At 61.3% G+C, this 14,870-nt stretch carries 11 protein-coding genes; 5 read left to right on the forward strand and 6 right to left on the reverse strand.

The window, feature by feature from the left end; translation table 11 throughout:
* Positions 1 to 261: 261 nt before the first annotated feature.
* Entirely contained in the window at positions 262 to 1,212 is a 951-nt protein-coding gene (locus HMPREF1144_RS14350; RefSeq protein ID WP_004848649.1) for a sugar-binding transcriptional regulator, read from the reverse strand.
* A gap of 364 nt (positions 1,213 to 1,576) precedes the next feature.
* On the opposite strand from HMPREF1144_RS14350, the gene HMPREF1144_RS14355 reads away from it, so the two are divergent.
* Positions 1,577 to 2,407, forward strand: a complete 831-nt coding sequence (locus HMPREF1144_RS14355) for a transketolase (RefSeq protein ID WP_004848651.1) — start codon at positions 1,577 to 1,579, stop codon at positions 2,405 to 2,407.
* Positions 2,400 to 3,335 (forward strand): transketolase family protein, encoded by a 936-nt coding sequence (locus HMPREF1144_RS14360; RefSeq protein ID WP_004848653.1) that lies wholly within the window; start codon positions 2,400 to 2,402, stop codon positions 3,333 to 3,335. The genes HMPREF1144_RS14355 and HMPREF1144_RS14360 overlap by 8 nt, the downstream gene beginning before the upstream one ends.
* Before the next feature lie 55 nt (positions 3,336 to 3,390).
* On the opposite strand, the gene entD is transcribed toward HMPREF1144_RS14360, so the two are convergent.
* Together entD and HMPREF1144_RS14370 are read right to left on the reverse strand one after the other, a co-directional pair.
* Entirely contained in the window at positions 3,391 to 4,014 is a 624-nt protein-coding gene (gene entD, locus HMPREF1144_RS14365) for an enterobactin synthase subunit EntD (RefSeq protein ID WP_009653162.1), read from the reverse strand.
* A gap of 66 nt (positions 4,015 to 4,080) precedes the next feature.
* The gene (locus HMPREF1144_RS14370; protein ID WP_009653195.1) at positions 4,081 to 6,330 is read right to left on the reverse strand and encodes a TonB-dependent siderophore receptor; all 2,250 of its coding nucleotides are present in this window, start codon (positions 6,328 to 6,330) and stop codon (positions 4,081 to 4,083) included.
* Between the two features lie 272 nt (positions 6,331 to 6,602).
* On the opposite strand from HMPREF1144_RS14370, the gene fes reads away from it, so the two are divergent.
* Genes fes through entF form a run of 3 tightly spaced genes read left to right on the forward strand, consistent with a single transcriptional unit; the run spans position 6,603 to position 11,925 of the window.
* Positions 6,603 to 7,802 carry an enterochelin esterase gene (gene fes, locus HMPREF1144_RS14375; protein WP_009653169.1) on the forward strand — a complete coding sequence of 400 codons (1,200 nt, stop codon included), beginning with the start codon at positions 6,603 to 6,605 and terminating at the stop codon, positions 7,800 to 7,802.
* Between the two features lie 27 nt (positions 7,803 to 7,829).
* Positions 7,830 to 8,033 carry an MbtH family protein gene (locus tag HMPREF1144_RS14380; protein ID WP_004848660.1) on the forward strand — a complete coding sequence of 68 codons (204 nt, stop codon included), beginning with the start codon at positions 7,830 to 7,832 and terminating at the stop codon, positions 8,031 to 8,033.
* Between the two features lie 10 nt (positions 8,034 to 8,043).
* Positions 8,044 to 11,925 carry an enterobactin non-ribosomal peptide synthetase EntF gene (entF, locus tag HMPREF1144_RS14385; protein ID WP_009653200.1) on the forward strand — a complete coding sequence of 1,294 codons (3,882 nt, stop codon included), beginning with the start codon at positions 8,044 to 8,046 and terminating at the stop codon, positions 11,923 to 11,925.
* Between the two features lie 98 nt (positions 11,926 to 12,023).
* On the opposite strand, the gene fepC is transcribed toward entF, so the two are convergent.
* Genes fepC through fepD form a run of 3 tightly spaced genes read right to left on the reverse strand, consistent with a single transcriptional unit; the run spans position 12,024 to position 14,811 of the window.
* A complete protein-coding gene (gene fepC, locus HMPREF1144_RS14390) occupies positions 12,024 to 12,818 on the reverse strand; it encodes an iron-enterobactin ABC transporter ATP-binding protein (protein ID WP_004848665.1) in 795 nt (264 codons plus the stop codon).
* On the reverse strand, positions 12,815 to 13,807 hold the full coding sequence (gene fepG / locus HMPREF1144_RS14395) for an iron-enterobactin ABC transporter permease (protein ID WP_009653197.1): 993 nt from the start codon (positions 13,805 to 13,807) through the stop codon (positions 12,815 to 12,817). Before fepG ends, fepC begins: the two co-directional genes overlap by 4 nt.
* A complete protein-coding gene (gene fepD, locus HMPREF1144_RS14400) occupies positions 13,804 to 14,811 on the reverse strand; it encodes a Fe(3+)-siderophore ABC transporter permease (protein ID WP_004848669.1) in 1,008 nt (335 codons plus the stop codon). Before fepD ends, fepG begins: the two co-directional genes overlap by 4 nt.
* Between the last annotated feature and the right edge of the window lie 59 nt (positions 14,812 to 14,870).

Raw genomic sequence — 14,870 nt, forward strand, 5'->3', positions numbered from 1 at the left:
TTTCACTTTTTTAATCACTGAATATATATTCGATAGTGATTATTTATTTGTTGCCTTAGCCAGAAACTTCCCGTCGGGCTACAGGAAAAGTTATCAATTGTGCTGGCAATCACACTTATCCGTTTAGTGAAGCTTGCGGATGTCGGGGGGGAAGCGCGCGGTCGGCTGGTTATATATGATTGAAATATAAAAATTTATTGGCGAAGCCTTTACGCCTGAAGGAAAGCGTAAAGGCTGTGGGAAAGTGTTTGAGTGAGGAAATTACCCGGCGATAAGCAGCCTGGCCGTTGGATAATCGGTGATCAGAACATCGATATAACCGCCCGAAAGTGCGCCTTTGATAGCCGCCACCTTCTCGCTGCCGCCGGCAAGGGCCACCACGTTAGGGCACTTCTTCACCTTCTCCAGCGCCATGCCGATCACAGGATCTTCATCATCGCGTAACACCGCCTTGCCGTTTTTATCGTAGTAGTGCAGGCAAATGTCGCCCACGGCGCCGCGTTCCGCCAGCACCTGCAGCATATCTTCGTGATAGTAGTTACCGGATGTTTTCAGCAGCTGCGAAGGTTCAAGAATGCCAATCCCGACGATGGCGATATCGACTTCGTCGAAGCGCGCAATCACATCAGCGACATCTTTGCTGGCCACGAGGCGATTTTTCTCCTCCGTAGAACCTTCAATGCTTTGGGAAGGGAGCAGCCAGGCTTCACAGTTCAGACGCTGCGCCAGGGTCTGGGTCAGGATGGTCGCCTGCACGTTACCGTTAGGACCCACGCCGCCGAGCAGTTGAATCACGCCGTTGGCCTTCAGGTTTTGCGCGTGAACCTCATCAACCATTGCGCGGATAGTTGAACTCCACGACGAGACGCCAATCAGATCTTTCGGCCGCAATCGCGTTTCCAGATAGTGGGCCGCGGCGGATCCGATGGCGCGCTTGATGGTGTGATCGCTGGCGTCCTCTTCGGTATCCACGACGATGGCCTGTTTAATTCCGTAGCGATCCTCGAGGCCTTTTTCAAGATTGAGGAAAATATTCGATGGCTGAACAACGCTGATTTTGACCACGCCCTCTTTCTGGCAGCGGGCGATCGCTCGGGAGATAAATGACTGAGAAAGCGAGAGAAGTTGAGCGATATCTGACTGCTTTCGTCCTTCAAGATAGTAGAGCGTGGCAATCTTAACTAATAGCCGTTGTTCATCCTGCTTAGCCATATATTTCCCCGAAAATCATTTACGTGCAGCCATTATGTTAGAGCTCATTATCATACGCGAAAAGAAAAGACAGTTAAGTGTGATGGATATCTAACTTTCGCCAATCCTCAAAATCAGCTATGGACAAAAACAGAACAGTAGCCGCATAATTGAATAAAGAGTCGTTAGTGAATATATATTCATAGCGATTTCAGGTCAACTGAAAAGTGCCCGGGTGACGTCACGCCCGGTGGTAAGGAGGCAGAATGTTCCTGAGTATGATGCAGCGGCGTAAGCCTTACGATGCGTTGCCTGGGGATGTCTGGTTTTTTTAGTCCCTGACGGAATAAATATTCCAAGTTGAAAATAAATTCAGAGGTATTAAATGAATCCCTATAGCTATGATGTCCAGGCCCTTGAGCGTAAAGCCCGCGCCGTACGTCGCCATATCGTCAGATTGAACGCCAACAGCCCTGCGGGCGGGCACACCGGCGCCGACCTGTCGCAGGTTGAACTGCTCACCGCGCTCTATTTCCGCATTCTGAACGTCGCGCCGGAGCGTCTTGCTGACGACCAGCGCGATATCTACATCCAGTCGAAAGGCCATGCGGTGGGCTGCTACTACTGCGTGCTGGCCGAGGCGGGCTTCTTTCCGGTTGAGTGGCTGGAAACCTATCAGCATGCGAACTCCCATCTTCCGGGTCACCCGGTGCGCCAGAAAACGCCGGGGATTGAGCTCAATACCGGCGCGCTGGGCCACGGTTTGCCTGTTGCGGTGGGGCTGGCGCTGGCTGCGAAAAAAAGCAACAGCTCCCGCCGCATTTTTTTAATTACCGGCGATGGCGAGCTGGCGGAAGGCAGCAACTGGGAAGCGGCGCTGGCCGCGGCGCACTACGGCCTTGATAATCTCATCATTATTAATGACAAGAACAATCTCCAGCTGGCGGGTCCGACGCGCGAAATCATGAATACCGATCCGCTGGCTGATAAATGGAAGGCCTTCGGGATGACGGTCACCGAATGCCAGGGCAACGACATGGCGTCGGTAGTGGCGACCCTGGAAGGGCTGAAGCAGGAAGGTAAACCGAACGTCGTTATCGCCAACACCACGAAAGGTGCCGGTATTTCCTTTATCCAGGGGCGCCCGGAGTGGCACCACCGGGTACCGAAAGGCGAAGAAATTGCACTGGCACTGGAGGAACTGAAAGATGAGTAATGCAGAACACCTGGCGAGCGTGATGGTTCAGGCCTTTATTGATGCGGTTGACCGTGGCGTCGATCTGGTGCCGGTCGTCGCTGACTCCACCTCAACGGCTAAAATCGCGCCGTTTATTAAGCAGTTCCCCGGTCGTCTGGTGAACGTGGGCATCGCCGAGCAGAGCATGGTCGGGACGGCGGCGGGTCTGGCGCTGGGGGGCAAAGTGGCGGTCACCTGTAACGCCGCGCCGTTCCTGATTTCCCGCGCCAATGAGCAGATTAAAGTCGACGTTTGCTATAACAACACCAACGTTAAGCTATTTGGCCTTAACGCCGGCGCCAGCTACGGCCCGCTGGCCAGCACCCATCATGCGATTGACGATCTGGCGGTGATGCGCGGCTTCGGTAATATCCAGATTTTCGCTCCGTCTTCGCCGCGCGAATGTCGGCAGATTATCGATTACGCCATCGGCTATCAGGGGCCGGTCTATATTCGCCTCGACGGCAAGGCGCTGCCGGAGCTGCACGATGAAAGCTATCGCTTTGTGCCGGGGGCGGTCATCACCCTGCGGGAAGGCGAGGATATCGCGCTGGTGGCCACCGGCTCGACGGTGCATGAAATCGTCGATGCCGCGCAGAGGCTGGCCGACGCGGGGATTCAGGCTAAAGTGGTGAGCGTGCCGTCCATTCGCCCTTGCGATACCGCCGCGCTGCTGGCGGCGCTGAAACCGTGCAAGGCGGTGATAACGGTGGAGGAGCATAACGTCAACGGCGGCTTGGGGAGCCTGGTGGCGGAAGTGCTGGCCGAAGCCGGCGCGGGAATCCCGCTCAAACGTCTGGGGATCCCGGATGGCGAGTATGCGGCGGCGGCAGACCGCGGCTGGCTGCGCAAACACCACGGCTTCGATGCCGCTTCCGTCGCCGGGCTGGCGCAGAAAATGCGCTGATTTTACGCCGCCGTAAACCGATAACCCGCGCGGTCTGCCGCGCGGGTTTTGTTTTTTACGATGCGCAGAGCGTGATGACGTAGTCACCGGCCTTAATCCACTGCAGACGATACGCCACGGCGGAGAGCCGAAGCCGCAGGTTTCCTTCCTTTATATACGTCACCTCAAAATCGCGAAAACCCACGCCGTTCTGTATTTCGGGAGGACTGGCCTTAAACGCGCTCTCTTTTGCCGAAAACGCCAGCGTCAGCGCCAGCGCCGACGGCAGGCCGCTGGCGTCCAGCAGGCTTTTTTCCGCGTTATTGACGATGCTGCTTTCCAGCTCGGTCGCCAGGGTGGGAGACAGGATGCGCTCAATGTCAACGCCGACCGGCCCGGCGGAGACAACCGCCAGCGCGCAGCGTTCGCAGTGGCTGATGCTGCCGTACCACGGCGCGGGCCACAGGGGCTGGCGCCGATCGCCAACGGCAGGCACCTCTTTTTCACCAACTTCCCGCAGCGCGTAAACCGCAGCGATACGCCCCGCGAGGTGCTCGGTCTGCCGCTTGCGGGCGCAGTCGCTTAGCCGGGCATAGTGCGGCAGCCAGAGGAGATCTTCAGGCTGAAAGGTCGCCGGGTCGAAATCGACCCGCTGCAGCGAGTGACCGGCAAGCTGAATGGTAGCGCGTTGGGTTTGCATAGGGGGATGTTAACAGATTCTCCCCGCCGCCCTCTATGGCAAGAGGGCGGGGGGAACGGTAGACAATCAGAAGTGGGTATTGACGCTCATATACCAGGTTCTGCCAGATTCGTTATAGGTGTTGGCGCCCGCGCCAGCCATATAAGAAACATCGGTCAGGCTACCGGTGGTTTGCGCATTCCCCGCGCGCCAGTGGCGCTTGTCGAAGACGTTATCCACGCCGCCGGTCAGGCTGACGTTTTTAGTCACATCCCAGGTGGCGCTCAGGCCAACGATGCTGTATGGGCTGACTTCATCCGTTTCAGAACCCACCGCCGGCTCACCTTTGTAGTTATATTTCTTCGGCTGCTGCTTGCCGTACCAGGTGAAGGTCGACTGCACCGAAATATCCTGCTGAATCTGCCAGCTCAGGGTGGAGTTCAGGGTATATTCCGGAATAATTGACAGACGATCGCCGGTTTCCTTGTTTTTACTTTGCAGCATATAAGTGATGTTGTTGGTCCAGTTCACCGTTTCGCTGACCGGCACGTTCAGGGTGCCTTCCAGACCTTCAACCACCGCTTTCGGCACGTTTTCCCACTGATAGATATCAGTTTTCACTTTACCGTTCGTCGTCTGTGAAATCGGCGCGTAGCCCGCTTCGATTTTATCGCGGTAGTCGTTGCGGAACCAGGTCACCCCCGCCAGCCAGCCGTCGCGTTTAAACTCAAGGCCAATCTCTTTGTTGATGCTGGTTTCGGCCTTCAGGTCATCGTTACCCATCATGTAGCAACCGGTACCGGTACCGCTGGCGTAGCAGCCCTGGCCTTTGCTATAGAGAATATAGTTCGGGTTGGTTTGGTACAGGCTCGGCGCTTTATAGGCGCGGGCGATGCCCATTTTTAACGTGAAGTCATCCCCCAGACCCTGAGAGAGGTTGAGCGACGGGCTCCAGTTGTTGCCGACGATCGTGTGATGATCGAAACGCAGCGCCGGCGTCAGCATGGTGGTGTCGGTCAGCTCCACGTTGTCTTCGGCAAACAGGGAGAAGATCTCGGCCTTCGAGTATGGGCTACGGCCGGTGCTGTCATAGCCGTCGATATCGCCGCCCATAAAGGTCTGGGTATTTGACGCCCGATCCTTCATCCGCTGCTGGTTCCACTCGGTGCCCAGCGTCAGGTTCTGGTTAAACACCAGATCCAGCGGGATGTTAACTTCGCTGTGCAGCATCACGTCGGCGAGGTCGATATCGCTGAACTGATCGCTGTTGAAGATACCTTCCGTACCGCCCGCCAGCCCTTCGCCTTTACGCGAGTTGCGGGTATGTTCGTACTGGGCCCAGTTGCTGGTGGTCACGCCGTTATCCCAGCCGCCGTTCCAGGTGACGGAGTAAGTCTGGCGATAGAGGCGGTTCGTCTCTTTTCCGTAGTTCTCTTTCACCAGATCGTTGGTATTGGTGTTCTGCGTATCGCCCGCGTAGAGGTTGCCCTGACGGCTGTAGCCGGATTCAAACTCCAGCGACTGCATCGGGGCGAAATCCCAGCGCACGACGCCGTTAATGTTCTTATTTTTAACCCCTTCACGCCCGGCAGGCATGGTATTAGCGTACGCACCGGTACGCTCTGACTGATGCCCGTCGTTGATATCCCAGGCATCGGCCTGCGTTTTATCGAGGTTGCCCAGCAGGCGGAAGCTGAAATCGCCGCCCAGCGGGCCGCTGAGGCTAAAGTTGGTGCGTTTGGTCGAGCCTTCTTCTTTATGCTCCGGGGCGTTCATGTAGGTGTTCCATGAACCGTGCCATTCGCCGTCGCTTTTCCTGGTGATGATATTGACCACGCCGCCCGCCGCGCCGTTGCCGTAGCGCGCGGCCGCCGGACCGCGAATGACTTCAATACGTTCGATCAGCTCCGGCGGTACCCATGAAGTATCTCCGCGGGTATCGCGCTCGCCGCGCCAGCCCAGACGCACGGAGTTGCGGCTGGTCACGGGCTTGCCGTCAATCAGGATCAGGGTATTTTCCGGGCCCATGCCGCGAATATCAATCTGGCGATTGTTGCCGCGCTGGCCGCTGGTGGAGTTGCCGGTCAGGTTAACGCCGGGCATGGTACGGATAATTTCCGACACGTCGCGCGCAGGCGGGCGTTTACGAATTTCATCTGCGGTAATGGTTGAAACGCCGGGCGCCTGCAGGTTCTGCTCGGCGGCGGTGACGACCATGGTTTCATCAGCGGTTGCGGTTTTGCTATCGGAGGCGGTTTCCGCCGCGCTCAGCGGAAACGCAGCCCCGTAGATTCCCAGATTGACCAGCAAGGCCAGGGATTTGATCCTGTTATTCATTGTAATTCCTGCTTTTTGTCGCCACCTTCCCCAAAGGCCCCTTCCCGTCGGGAGGGGAGGCGGTATCAATGTTGCCAGTCGAGGGCAAAGGGCGCTCCGTCGCGGACTAAATGAGCCCTCTCAGACATGTTTAATTTTGAAAGACGCGCTTCCCACAGCGCGCTAATACGCTATTGCAAATGAAAATAGTTATCAATAATATTATCAATAAATATTGCGTTTATTAATACGTTTGTTGATAAATGTCACGATAAACATAGGGTTGAAAAGGAATGCATAAGACAGGAAGTGACGACTGGTGGCAGCATATCTCCGGCCCGCAAATCGAAGCCGTTGACGGCGCGTATCGGGTAACCTTCTGGTGGCGTGATCCGGCGGGCAACGAAACGTCTTCGGCCATCCAGCGGGTATGGATTTATATCACCGGCGTGACTGACCATCATAAAAACGCCGTACCGCAAACCCTGCGGCGCATTCCCGGTACCGATGCCTGGTGCTGGCAAACCACGCTTTCTCCGACCTGGCGCGGCAGCTATTGCTTTATCCCTTCCGCCCGCGACGAAGACTTTTCCCCCCAGCTTTTTAACGGTGACGGTCCGGACCGCGCGCTGCTGCGCGAAGGCTGGCGCAGGCTGCTGCCGCAGGCGATTGCCGACCCGCTCAATCCGCAAAGCTGGAAGGGCGGGCGCGGCCACGCGGTCTCCGCGCTGGAGCTGCCGGACGCCCCCGAACAGCCCGGCTGGGCGCTGCGCGATGAATCTTATCCGCCTCCGCTCTGCATCGAATGGCAGAGCCAGCGCCTCGGCAACCGCCGACGGATATGGGTTTACGCCACCGGCGACGCGCAGCCGCAGGCGCGCCCGCTGGCGATCCTGCTGGATGGCCAGTTCTGGGCCGAAAGCATGCCGGTATGGGCGCCGCTGGCGGGTTTAACCCGCGAAAAACGGCTCCCGCCGGCGGTTTATCTGCTGATTGACGTTATCGATAACCAGCATCGCGCCGAAGAGCTTCCCTGCAATGAAACGTTCTGGCTGGCGGTTCAGGAAGAGCTGCTGCCGATGGTTCACCGGATAGCACCTTTCAGCGATAGCGCCGACCGAACCGTGGTGGCAGGCCAGAGCTTTGGCGGCCTGGCCGCGATGTTCGCCGCGCTCTACTGGCCCCGGCGCTTTGGCTGCGTGCTCAGCCAGTCCGGCTCTTACTGGTGGCCGCATCGCGGCGGCGCGCAGACGGGTCTGCTGATTGAGCGGCTCAGCCGCGGCGAATTACATCCGCAAGGGCTACGTATCTGGCTGGAAGCCGGTATTCGCGAGCCGATCATTTTTCGCGCCAACCAGGCGCTGCTGGCGCATCTGGAACAGCAGACGATTTTCTGGCGTCAGGTTGACGGCGGGCATGATGCGCTGTGCTGGCGCGGCGGGCTGACAGCCGGGCTTATCCAGCTGTGGCAGCCTTTATGCCGTGATGAGTAACAACGCGCGCTTTACGAGGAATTAGACATGCAATTCAGTAACCCCTTCGACAATCCGCAAGGGCAGTTTTACATCCTGCGCAATGGCCAGCAGCAGTTCAGCCTGTGGCCACACTCCTGCGCGCTGCCGGAAGGCTGGTCGGTGGAGTGCCCGCCGCAGTCGTTAGCGGCGTGCAATGCCTGGCTGGCGGCAAACTGGTCAACGCTGACCCCCGCCCACCATGCATCCTGAGGAGCCCACGATGACCACACGTTTACCGCTGGTTGCGGCGCAGCCGGGGATCTGGATGGCGGAGCGCCTCTCGACGCTGCCCGGCGCCTGGAGCGTCGCCCACTATGTTGAGCTGCGCGGTGATATCGATCCGATACTGCTCGGCCGGGCTATTGTCACCGGGCTGTCGCAGGCCGACACCCTCAGCATGCGTTTTTGCGAAGATAACGGCGAAGCCTGGCAGTGGGTCGATGAACATCGCGCGTTTGCCGAACCGGATTACCGGGATCTGCGTGCCGCGAGCGACCCGCACGCGGCCGCGCTGGCGCTGATGCAGGCCGACCTCGGACAAAACCTGCGGGTGGACGGTGGCAATCCGCTGGTCTGCCATCAGCTGCTGCGGGTGGGCGATAACCGCTGGTACTGGTATCAGCGTTACCACCATTTGCTGGTCGATGGCTTCAGCTTCCCGGCGATTACCCGCCAGATCGCCGCGATCTACCGCGCCTGGCAGCGCGGCGAAGCGACGCCTGATTCCCCGTTTACGCCGTTTGCCGAGGTGGTGGAAGAGTATCAGCGCTACTACGGCAGTGACGCCTGGCAGCGCGACAAACAGTTCTGGCAGGCGCAGCGTCAGGCGCTGCCGGCACCGGCCTCGCTGTCGGACGCGCCGCTGGCGGGAAGGGCGACCAGCAGCGATATCTGGCGCATGAAGCTGGAGGTGGATGCCGGGGTCTTTAGCCGGCTGGCGGCAGGCGCGCCGCAGTGCCAGCGCGCCGATCTGGCGCTGGCGCTGACCGCCCTGTGGCTGGGACGGCTGTGCAGCCGAACGGACTACGCCGCGGGTTTTATTTTTATGCGCCGCATGGGCTCTGCGGCGCTCACCGCTACCGGCCCGGTGCTCAACGTTCTGCCGCTGGCGGTCACTATTGACGCCGGGGAAACGCTGCCGGAGCTGGCCACGCGTCTTGCCGGGCAGCTGAAGAAAATGCGCCGCCATCAGCGCTATGATGCCGAACAGATTGCGCGCGATAGCGGCAGAGCGGCGGGCGATGAACCGCTGTTTGGCCCGGTGCTCAATATTAAAGTCTTCGACTATCAGCTGGATATCGACGGCGTGGAGGCCATTACCCACACTCTGGCCACCGGCCCGGTCAATGACCTGGAGCTGGCGCTCTTCCCGGATGAAGCTGGCGGTCTGTCGCTGGAGGTGCTGGCGAATAAGCAGCGATACGAGGAACGGACGCTGCGTAACCATATCTCCCGACTCTCCGCGCTGCTGGCCCAGTTTGCCGATAATCCGACCCTGCGCTGCGGCGAGGCGAATATGCTGTCGGCGGCGGAAACGGAACAGCTGCGGCAGGTCAACGCGACCGCTGTCGACCTGCCGCTCACCACCCTGAGCGCGCTGGTAGCGGAGCAGGCGGCGAAAACCCCGAATGCCCCTGCGCTGGCGGACGGCCGCTGGCAGTTTAGCTACCGCGAGATGCGCCAGCAGGTGGTGGCGCTGGCTGAACAGCTTCGCGCGCGGGGCGTCAAGCCGGGCGATAGCGTCGCGGTCGCGCTGCCGCGCTCGGTATTCCTGACGCTGGCGCTGCACGGTATTGTTGAGGCCGGCGCCGCGTGGCTGCCGCTGGATACCGGCTATCCCGACGATCGTCTGCGGATGATGCTGGAAGACGCCCGGCCGTCGCTGCTGATTACCTCTGAAGATCAGCGGGCGCGCTTTAACGATATTCCCGGCCTGGAAACCCTGTGCTACCAGCAGCCGCTGGCGGCGGCGGATGCCGCGCCGCTGGCGCTCTCACGGCCGGAGCATACTGCCTATATCATCTTTACCTCCGGCTCTACCGGGCGACCGAAAGGGGTGATGGTCGGGCAAACCGCCATCGTCAACCGCCTGCTGTGGATGCAGGACCGCTATCCGCTCTGCGCTGACGACGTAGTGGCGCAGAAAACGCCGTGCAGCTTTGATGTGTCGGTCTGGGAGTTCTGGTGGCCATTTATCGCCGGCGCGCAGCTGGTGATGGCCGAGCCGGAAGCCCATCGCGATCCGCTGGCGATGCAGCGGTTCTTTGCCCGCTATGGCGTCACCACCACCCACTTTGTGCCGTCGATGCTGGCGGCGTTCGTCGCCTCGCTGGAGGCGGAGAACGTCGGCGCCTGCCAAACCCTGCGCCGGGTATTTTGCAGCGGCGAAGCGCTGCCGACGGCGCTGTGTCGGGAATGGGAGCAACTGACCGGCGCGCCGCTGCATAACCTGTATGGCCCGACGGAAGCGGCGGTGGACGTTAGCTGGTATCCGGCCTGTGGGCCCGAACTGGCGGCGGTAAGCGGCACCAGCGTGCCGATTGGCTGGCCGGTGTGGAATACCGGGCTGCGCATTCTTGATGCCGCCATGCGCCCGGTGCCGCCGGGCGTGGCGGGGGATCTCTACCTGACCGGCATTCAGCTGGCGCAGGGCTATCTGGGGCGTCCCGATTTAACCGCCAGCCGCTTTATTGCCGACCCTTACGCGCCGGGCGAGCGCATGTACCGCACCGGGGACGTTGCCCGCTGGCTGGATAACGGCGCCGTCGAGTATCTCGGGCGCAGCGACGACCAGCTAAAAATTCGCGGCCAGCGGATTGAGCTGGGCGAGATTGACCGCGCGATGTCCGCGCTGCCGGACGTTGCGCAGGCGGTGGCTCACGCCTGCGTCTTCAATCAGGCGGCGGCAACCGGCGGCGATGCCCGTCAGCTGGTGGGCTACCTGGTTTCTGACTCCGGCCTGCCGCTGGACGCCGTCGCGCTCAAAGCGCGGCTTGGCGAACAGCTGCCGCCGCATATGGTGCCGGTGGTGCTGATTCAGCTGCCGGCGCTGCCGCTGAGCGCTAACGGCAAGCTGGATCGTAAAGCGCTGCCGCTGCCGACGCTGAGCCGCGTAAGCCGCGGTCGTCCGCCGGAGCCGGGCGTTGAAACTACCGTTGCCGCAGCGTTCAGCCAGCTGCTGGGCTGCGAGGTGAACGATATCGACGCCGATTTCTTCGCCCTCGGCGGCCATTCGCTGCTGGCGATGCGTCTGGCGGCGACGCTCGGCCGCGAGCTGGAGCGCCAGGTGACGCCGGGGCAGGTGATGGTCGCGTCTACCGTCGGCAAGCTGAGCGCACTGCTGGCATCGGATCTCAGCGATGAACAGGCGCAACGGCTGGGCTTCGACGCTCTCCTGCCGCTGCGCGAGAGCGACGGCCCGACGCTGTTTTGTTTCCATCCTGCTTCCGGTTTTGCCTGGCAGTTCAGCGTGCTGGCGCGTTATTTAAGCCCGCGCTGGTCGATCGTCGGTATTCAGTCGCCGCGACCGCACGGGCCGATGGCCACGGCGGCGGATCTGGATGCGGTCTGCGAGCTTCATCTGCAAACCTTGCTTTCGCAGCAGCCCCACGGCCCCTATTATCTGCTGGGCTATTCGCTCGGCGGCACCCTGGCGCAGGGGATTGCCGCCCGGTTACGCCAGCGCGGCGAAGCGGTGGCCTTCCTCGGGCTGCTCGATACCTGGCCGCCGGAGACGCAGAACTGGGCGGAAAAAGAGGCGAACGGCCTGGATCCTGAGGTGCTGGCGGAGATTGCCCGCGAGCGCGAGGCGTTTCTGGCCGCCCAGCAGGGACAGGCTTCCGGCGAGCTGTTCAGCGTTATCGAAGGCAACTATGCCGATGCGGTGCGCCTGCTGACCACCGCGCACAGCGCGAAGTTTGACGGTAAGGCGACGTTGTTCGTGGCGGAGAAAACCCGTCAGCCGGGGATGGACCCGCAGGTGGTGTGGGGGCCGTGGGTCGGCGAGCTGGAGGTGTTCAGCCAGGATTGCGCCCACGTGGATATTATCTCTCCGCAGGCCTTTGAAGCGATCGGCCCGGTGCTCAGGGAGATATTGGATTAGGGGCAGATGAACCCCCGGGTTGCGGCTAACGCCTTACCCGGGCTACCGTTTGTGCCAGCCTGGGTAGCCCGGCTAAACGTCGCGCGAACCGGGAGTATCTACTTGCGACCCAGCGGCACCACCAGCGGCGTATGCGCCACCGGATCTTCAATAATTGTACAGCGCAGGCCGTAAATCTTCTCGATCAGCGCCGCGTTGACAATCTCCTTCGGCGCGCCTTCGGCGACGATTTTACCCTCGCGCAGGGCAATCAAATGGGTAGCGTAGCGGCAGGCCTGGTTTAGATCGTGCAGCACCGCCGCCAGGGTATAGCCCTTCTCCTGATTCAGCTCGCTTAGCAGCTCAAGCAGGTCGATCTGATGGCTGATATCCAGCCAGGTGGTGGGCTCATCGAGCAGCATAATCGCCGTCTCCTGGGCCAGCACCATGGCGATCCACGCCCGCTGGCGCTGGCCGCCGGAGAGCGTATCGACGCTTTGCAGCGCCAGGTCGGTAATGCCGGTGGCCTTCATCGCCCTGCTGACCGCCTCTTCATCCTCTTTGCGCCAGCGGGTAAACAGCGGCTGGTGCGGATAGCGCCCGCGGGCCACCAGTTCCTGAACCGTAATATCTCCCGGCGTAGTGGCGTTCTGCGCCAGCAGGCCGATCCGCTTCGCCACCTCTTTACTGGCGTAACGCTGGATCTGCTCGCCGTCGAGATACACATGACCGGATGTCGGGGTCATCAGGCGGCTCAGGGTGCGCAGCAGCGTCGATTTACCGCAGCCGTTGGGGCCAATAATGGCGGTAAAGTGGCCGTCGGGAATGGTGACGTTCAGCGATTCGGCGATGGTTTTTTTGCCATACGCCAGGGTCAACTGGTCGCCGCGCAAACGGGAGGTTACAGCGGTCATTTTTTGCGGGACTCCTGAATTAACAACCCGATAAGGTAGATACCGCCGAGGCTGACGGTCACCACGCCCACCGGTAACTGATAGGGCATAAACAGACGCTGCGCGCAGTAGTCAGACAGCGCCAGCAGCAGGGCGCCGCACAGCGCCGCCTGGGCCAGCCCCCAGCGCGCGGTGCCGCTGAGGCGGCGCGCAATATGCGGCGCCACCAGGGCGATAAACGAAATCGGCCCGGCGAGCGCGGTAGCGGCGGCGGTCAGCACCACCCCGACCAGCATCAGCAGCAGCCGCGAGCGTTCAACCCGCACGCCCAGGGCGCAGGCGGTATCGTCACCCATCTCCAGCAGCCGCATGCGCCGCGCCAGCAGCGCCCCGCAGACCAGCATCAGCAGAATCAGCGGCGCCGAGGGCCAGGTTTTTCCCCAGGTCAAACCGTTAAGCGAACCGGCATACCACAGCCCGGCGGAGAGGGCGGTTTCCAGCGAAGCGCGCAGCAGCAGCCAGGTATTGAATGCCACCAGCATAGCGCGCACGCCGATGCCGATAATAATCAGGCGAAAGGTTTCAATCCCGTTGCGCCACGCCAGCAGCCAGACCGCCAGCGCGGTAAGGATCCCGCCAGCCATTGCCGCCATGGCGATGGCCGCCAGGTTCTGGCCAAACATCACCATCGCTACCAGCACGCCGCTCCAGGCCCCGGTGTTAAACCCCATCACGTCCGGGCTCCCCAGCGGGTTGCGGGTCAGCGACTGGAAAATCGCGCCGCTGACGCCGAGGGCGGCGCCAATCAGCAGCGCCATCAGCACGCGGGGCAGGCGCCACTCGGTCACCACCATGGCGACGTTGCGCGGCGCATCGCCGAGCAGCGCGGAGATAACCTGCTCAACGCTCAATGGCACCAGGCCAGTGCCCAGGCCCCACAGGGAGACCAGCGCGCTGGCGACCAGCAGCAGCAGGCAGCTAAAAATCAGGCGACGAGAAGGCGCAATCACATGCCACCTCCGCGCGGCTGGCGGCGTACCAGCCAGATCAGCACCGGCGCGCCGATAAAGGCGCTGACCACCGAAACCCGCAGTTCGCCGGGCACCAGCAGGCGCCCCAGCACGTCGGCAAACAGCAGCAGGGCAGGGGTAGCCAGCAGGGTCACCGGCAGCGACCAGCGATGATCCGCGCCCACCAGCCAGCGGGCCATATGCGGCATCATCAGGCCGATAAAGGCGATGGGCCCGACCACCGCCGTGGCGCTGCCGCACAGGACGGTAATCGCCAGCAGACCAATAAGCTGAGTTCGCGCGACCCGGCTGCCGAGCGCGGTGGCCGTATCGTTGCCGAGGCTCAGGCTGTTTAAGGCCCGGCTCAGCAGCAGCGTCACCAGGCCGGCAATGAGTACCGGGAACAGCACGATTTTCAGGGTTTGCAGGGTGCGCACGTCCAGCGAGCCCGCCTGCCAGAAGCGCAGCTGGTCGTAGACGTCAGGGTTAAGCAGGGCGATACCGCTGGAAAGTCCTTCCAGCACCGCCGCCAGGGCGACCCCCGCGAGGGTCAGGCGAACCGGGCTCAGCTGGCCGCCGCCCTGGCTGCCGGTAAAGGCCACCAGCAGCGAGGCGCCGAACGCGCCGCAAAACGCCATCAGCAGCTGCTCCTGCGGCGAGGAGAGACCAAACAGCGCCGCGCCCAGCACGATAGCGAAGCTGGCGCCGGAGTTGACGCCGAGGATCCCCGGGTCCGCCAGCGGGTTGCGGGTCAGCGTTTGCATCAGCGCCCCGGCCAGACCCAGCGCGGCGCCGGCCAGCAGCCCGGCGAGGGTTCGCGGCAGTCGGGCATCAAGGACGATAGTGCAATCGGCGCTCTGGCAGGTGCCGGTGAAGGCATCAATGACGACGCTAAACGGCAGAGGTTTGGCGCCGACCAGCAGGCTGAGCGCAACAGCGATGATTAAAACGATTAAAAGACCCGGCACGGCAAAGGCGCGCGCCGCGGTCGTGGAAGACGACATGGCTTACATCCCTGACATGATAATGATAGTAATTATCGTTATCGATTCTATCCGGTTAT

Source organism: Klebsiella sp. OBRC7 (assembly GCF_000293135.1).
In the GTDB taxonomy this organism is placed as follows: domain Bacteria; phylum Pseudomonadota; class Gammaproteobacteria; order Enterobacterales; family Enterobacteriaceae; genus Klebsiella; species Klebsiella michiganensis.

What these genes read in the sequence shown, in the direction of transcription:
- HMPREF1144_RS14350 (WP_004848649.1), bottom strand. Translation starts at nt 1,212, where the DNA reads ATGGCTAAGCAGGATGAACAACGGCTATTAGTTAAGATTGCCACGCTC.
- HMPREF1144_RS14355 (WP_004848651.1), top strand. Translation starts at nt 1,577, where the DNA reads ATGAATCCCTATAGCTATGATGTCCAGGCCCTTGAGCGTAAAGCCCGC.
- HMPREF1144_RS14360 (WP_004848653.1), top strand. Translation starts at nt 2,400, where the DNA reads ATGAGTAATGCAGAACACCTGGCGAGCGTGATGGTTCAGGCCTTTATT.
- entD (WP_009653162.1), bottom strand. Translation starts at nt 4,014, where the DNA reads ATGCAAACCCAACGCGCTACCATTCAGCTTGCCGGTCACTCGCTGCAG.
- HMPREF1144_RS14370 (WP_009653195.1), bottom strand. Translation starts at nt 6,330, where the DNA reads ATGAATAACAGGATCAAATCCCTGGCCTTGCTGGTCAATCTGGGAATC.
- fes (WP_009653169.1), top strand. Translation starts at nt 6,603, where the DNA reads ATGCATAAGACAGGAAGTGACGACTGGTGGCAGCATATCTCCGGCCCG.
- HMPREF1144_RS14380 (WP_004848660.1), top strand. Translation starts at nt 7,830, where the DNA reads ATGCAATTCAGTAACCCCTTCGACAATCCGCAAGGGCAGTTTTACATC.
- entF (WP_009653200.1), top strand. Translation starts at nt 8,044, where the DNA reads ATGACCACACGTTTACCGCTGGTTGCGGCGCAGCCGGGGATCTGGATG.
- fepC (WP_004848665.1), bottom strand. Translation starts at nt 12,818, where the DNA reads ATGACCGCTGTAACCTCCCGTTTGCGCGGCGACCAGTTGACCCTGGCG.
- fepD (WP_004848669.1), bottom strand. Translation starts at nt 14,811, where the DNA reads ATGTCGTCTTCCACGACCGCGGCGCGCGCCTTTGCCGTGCCGGGTCTT.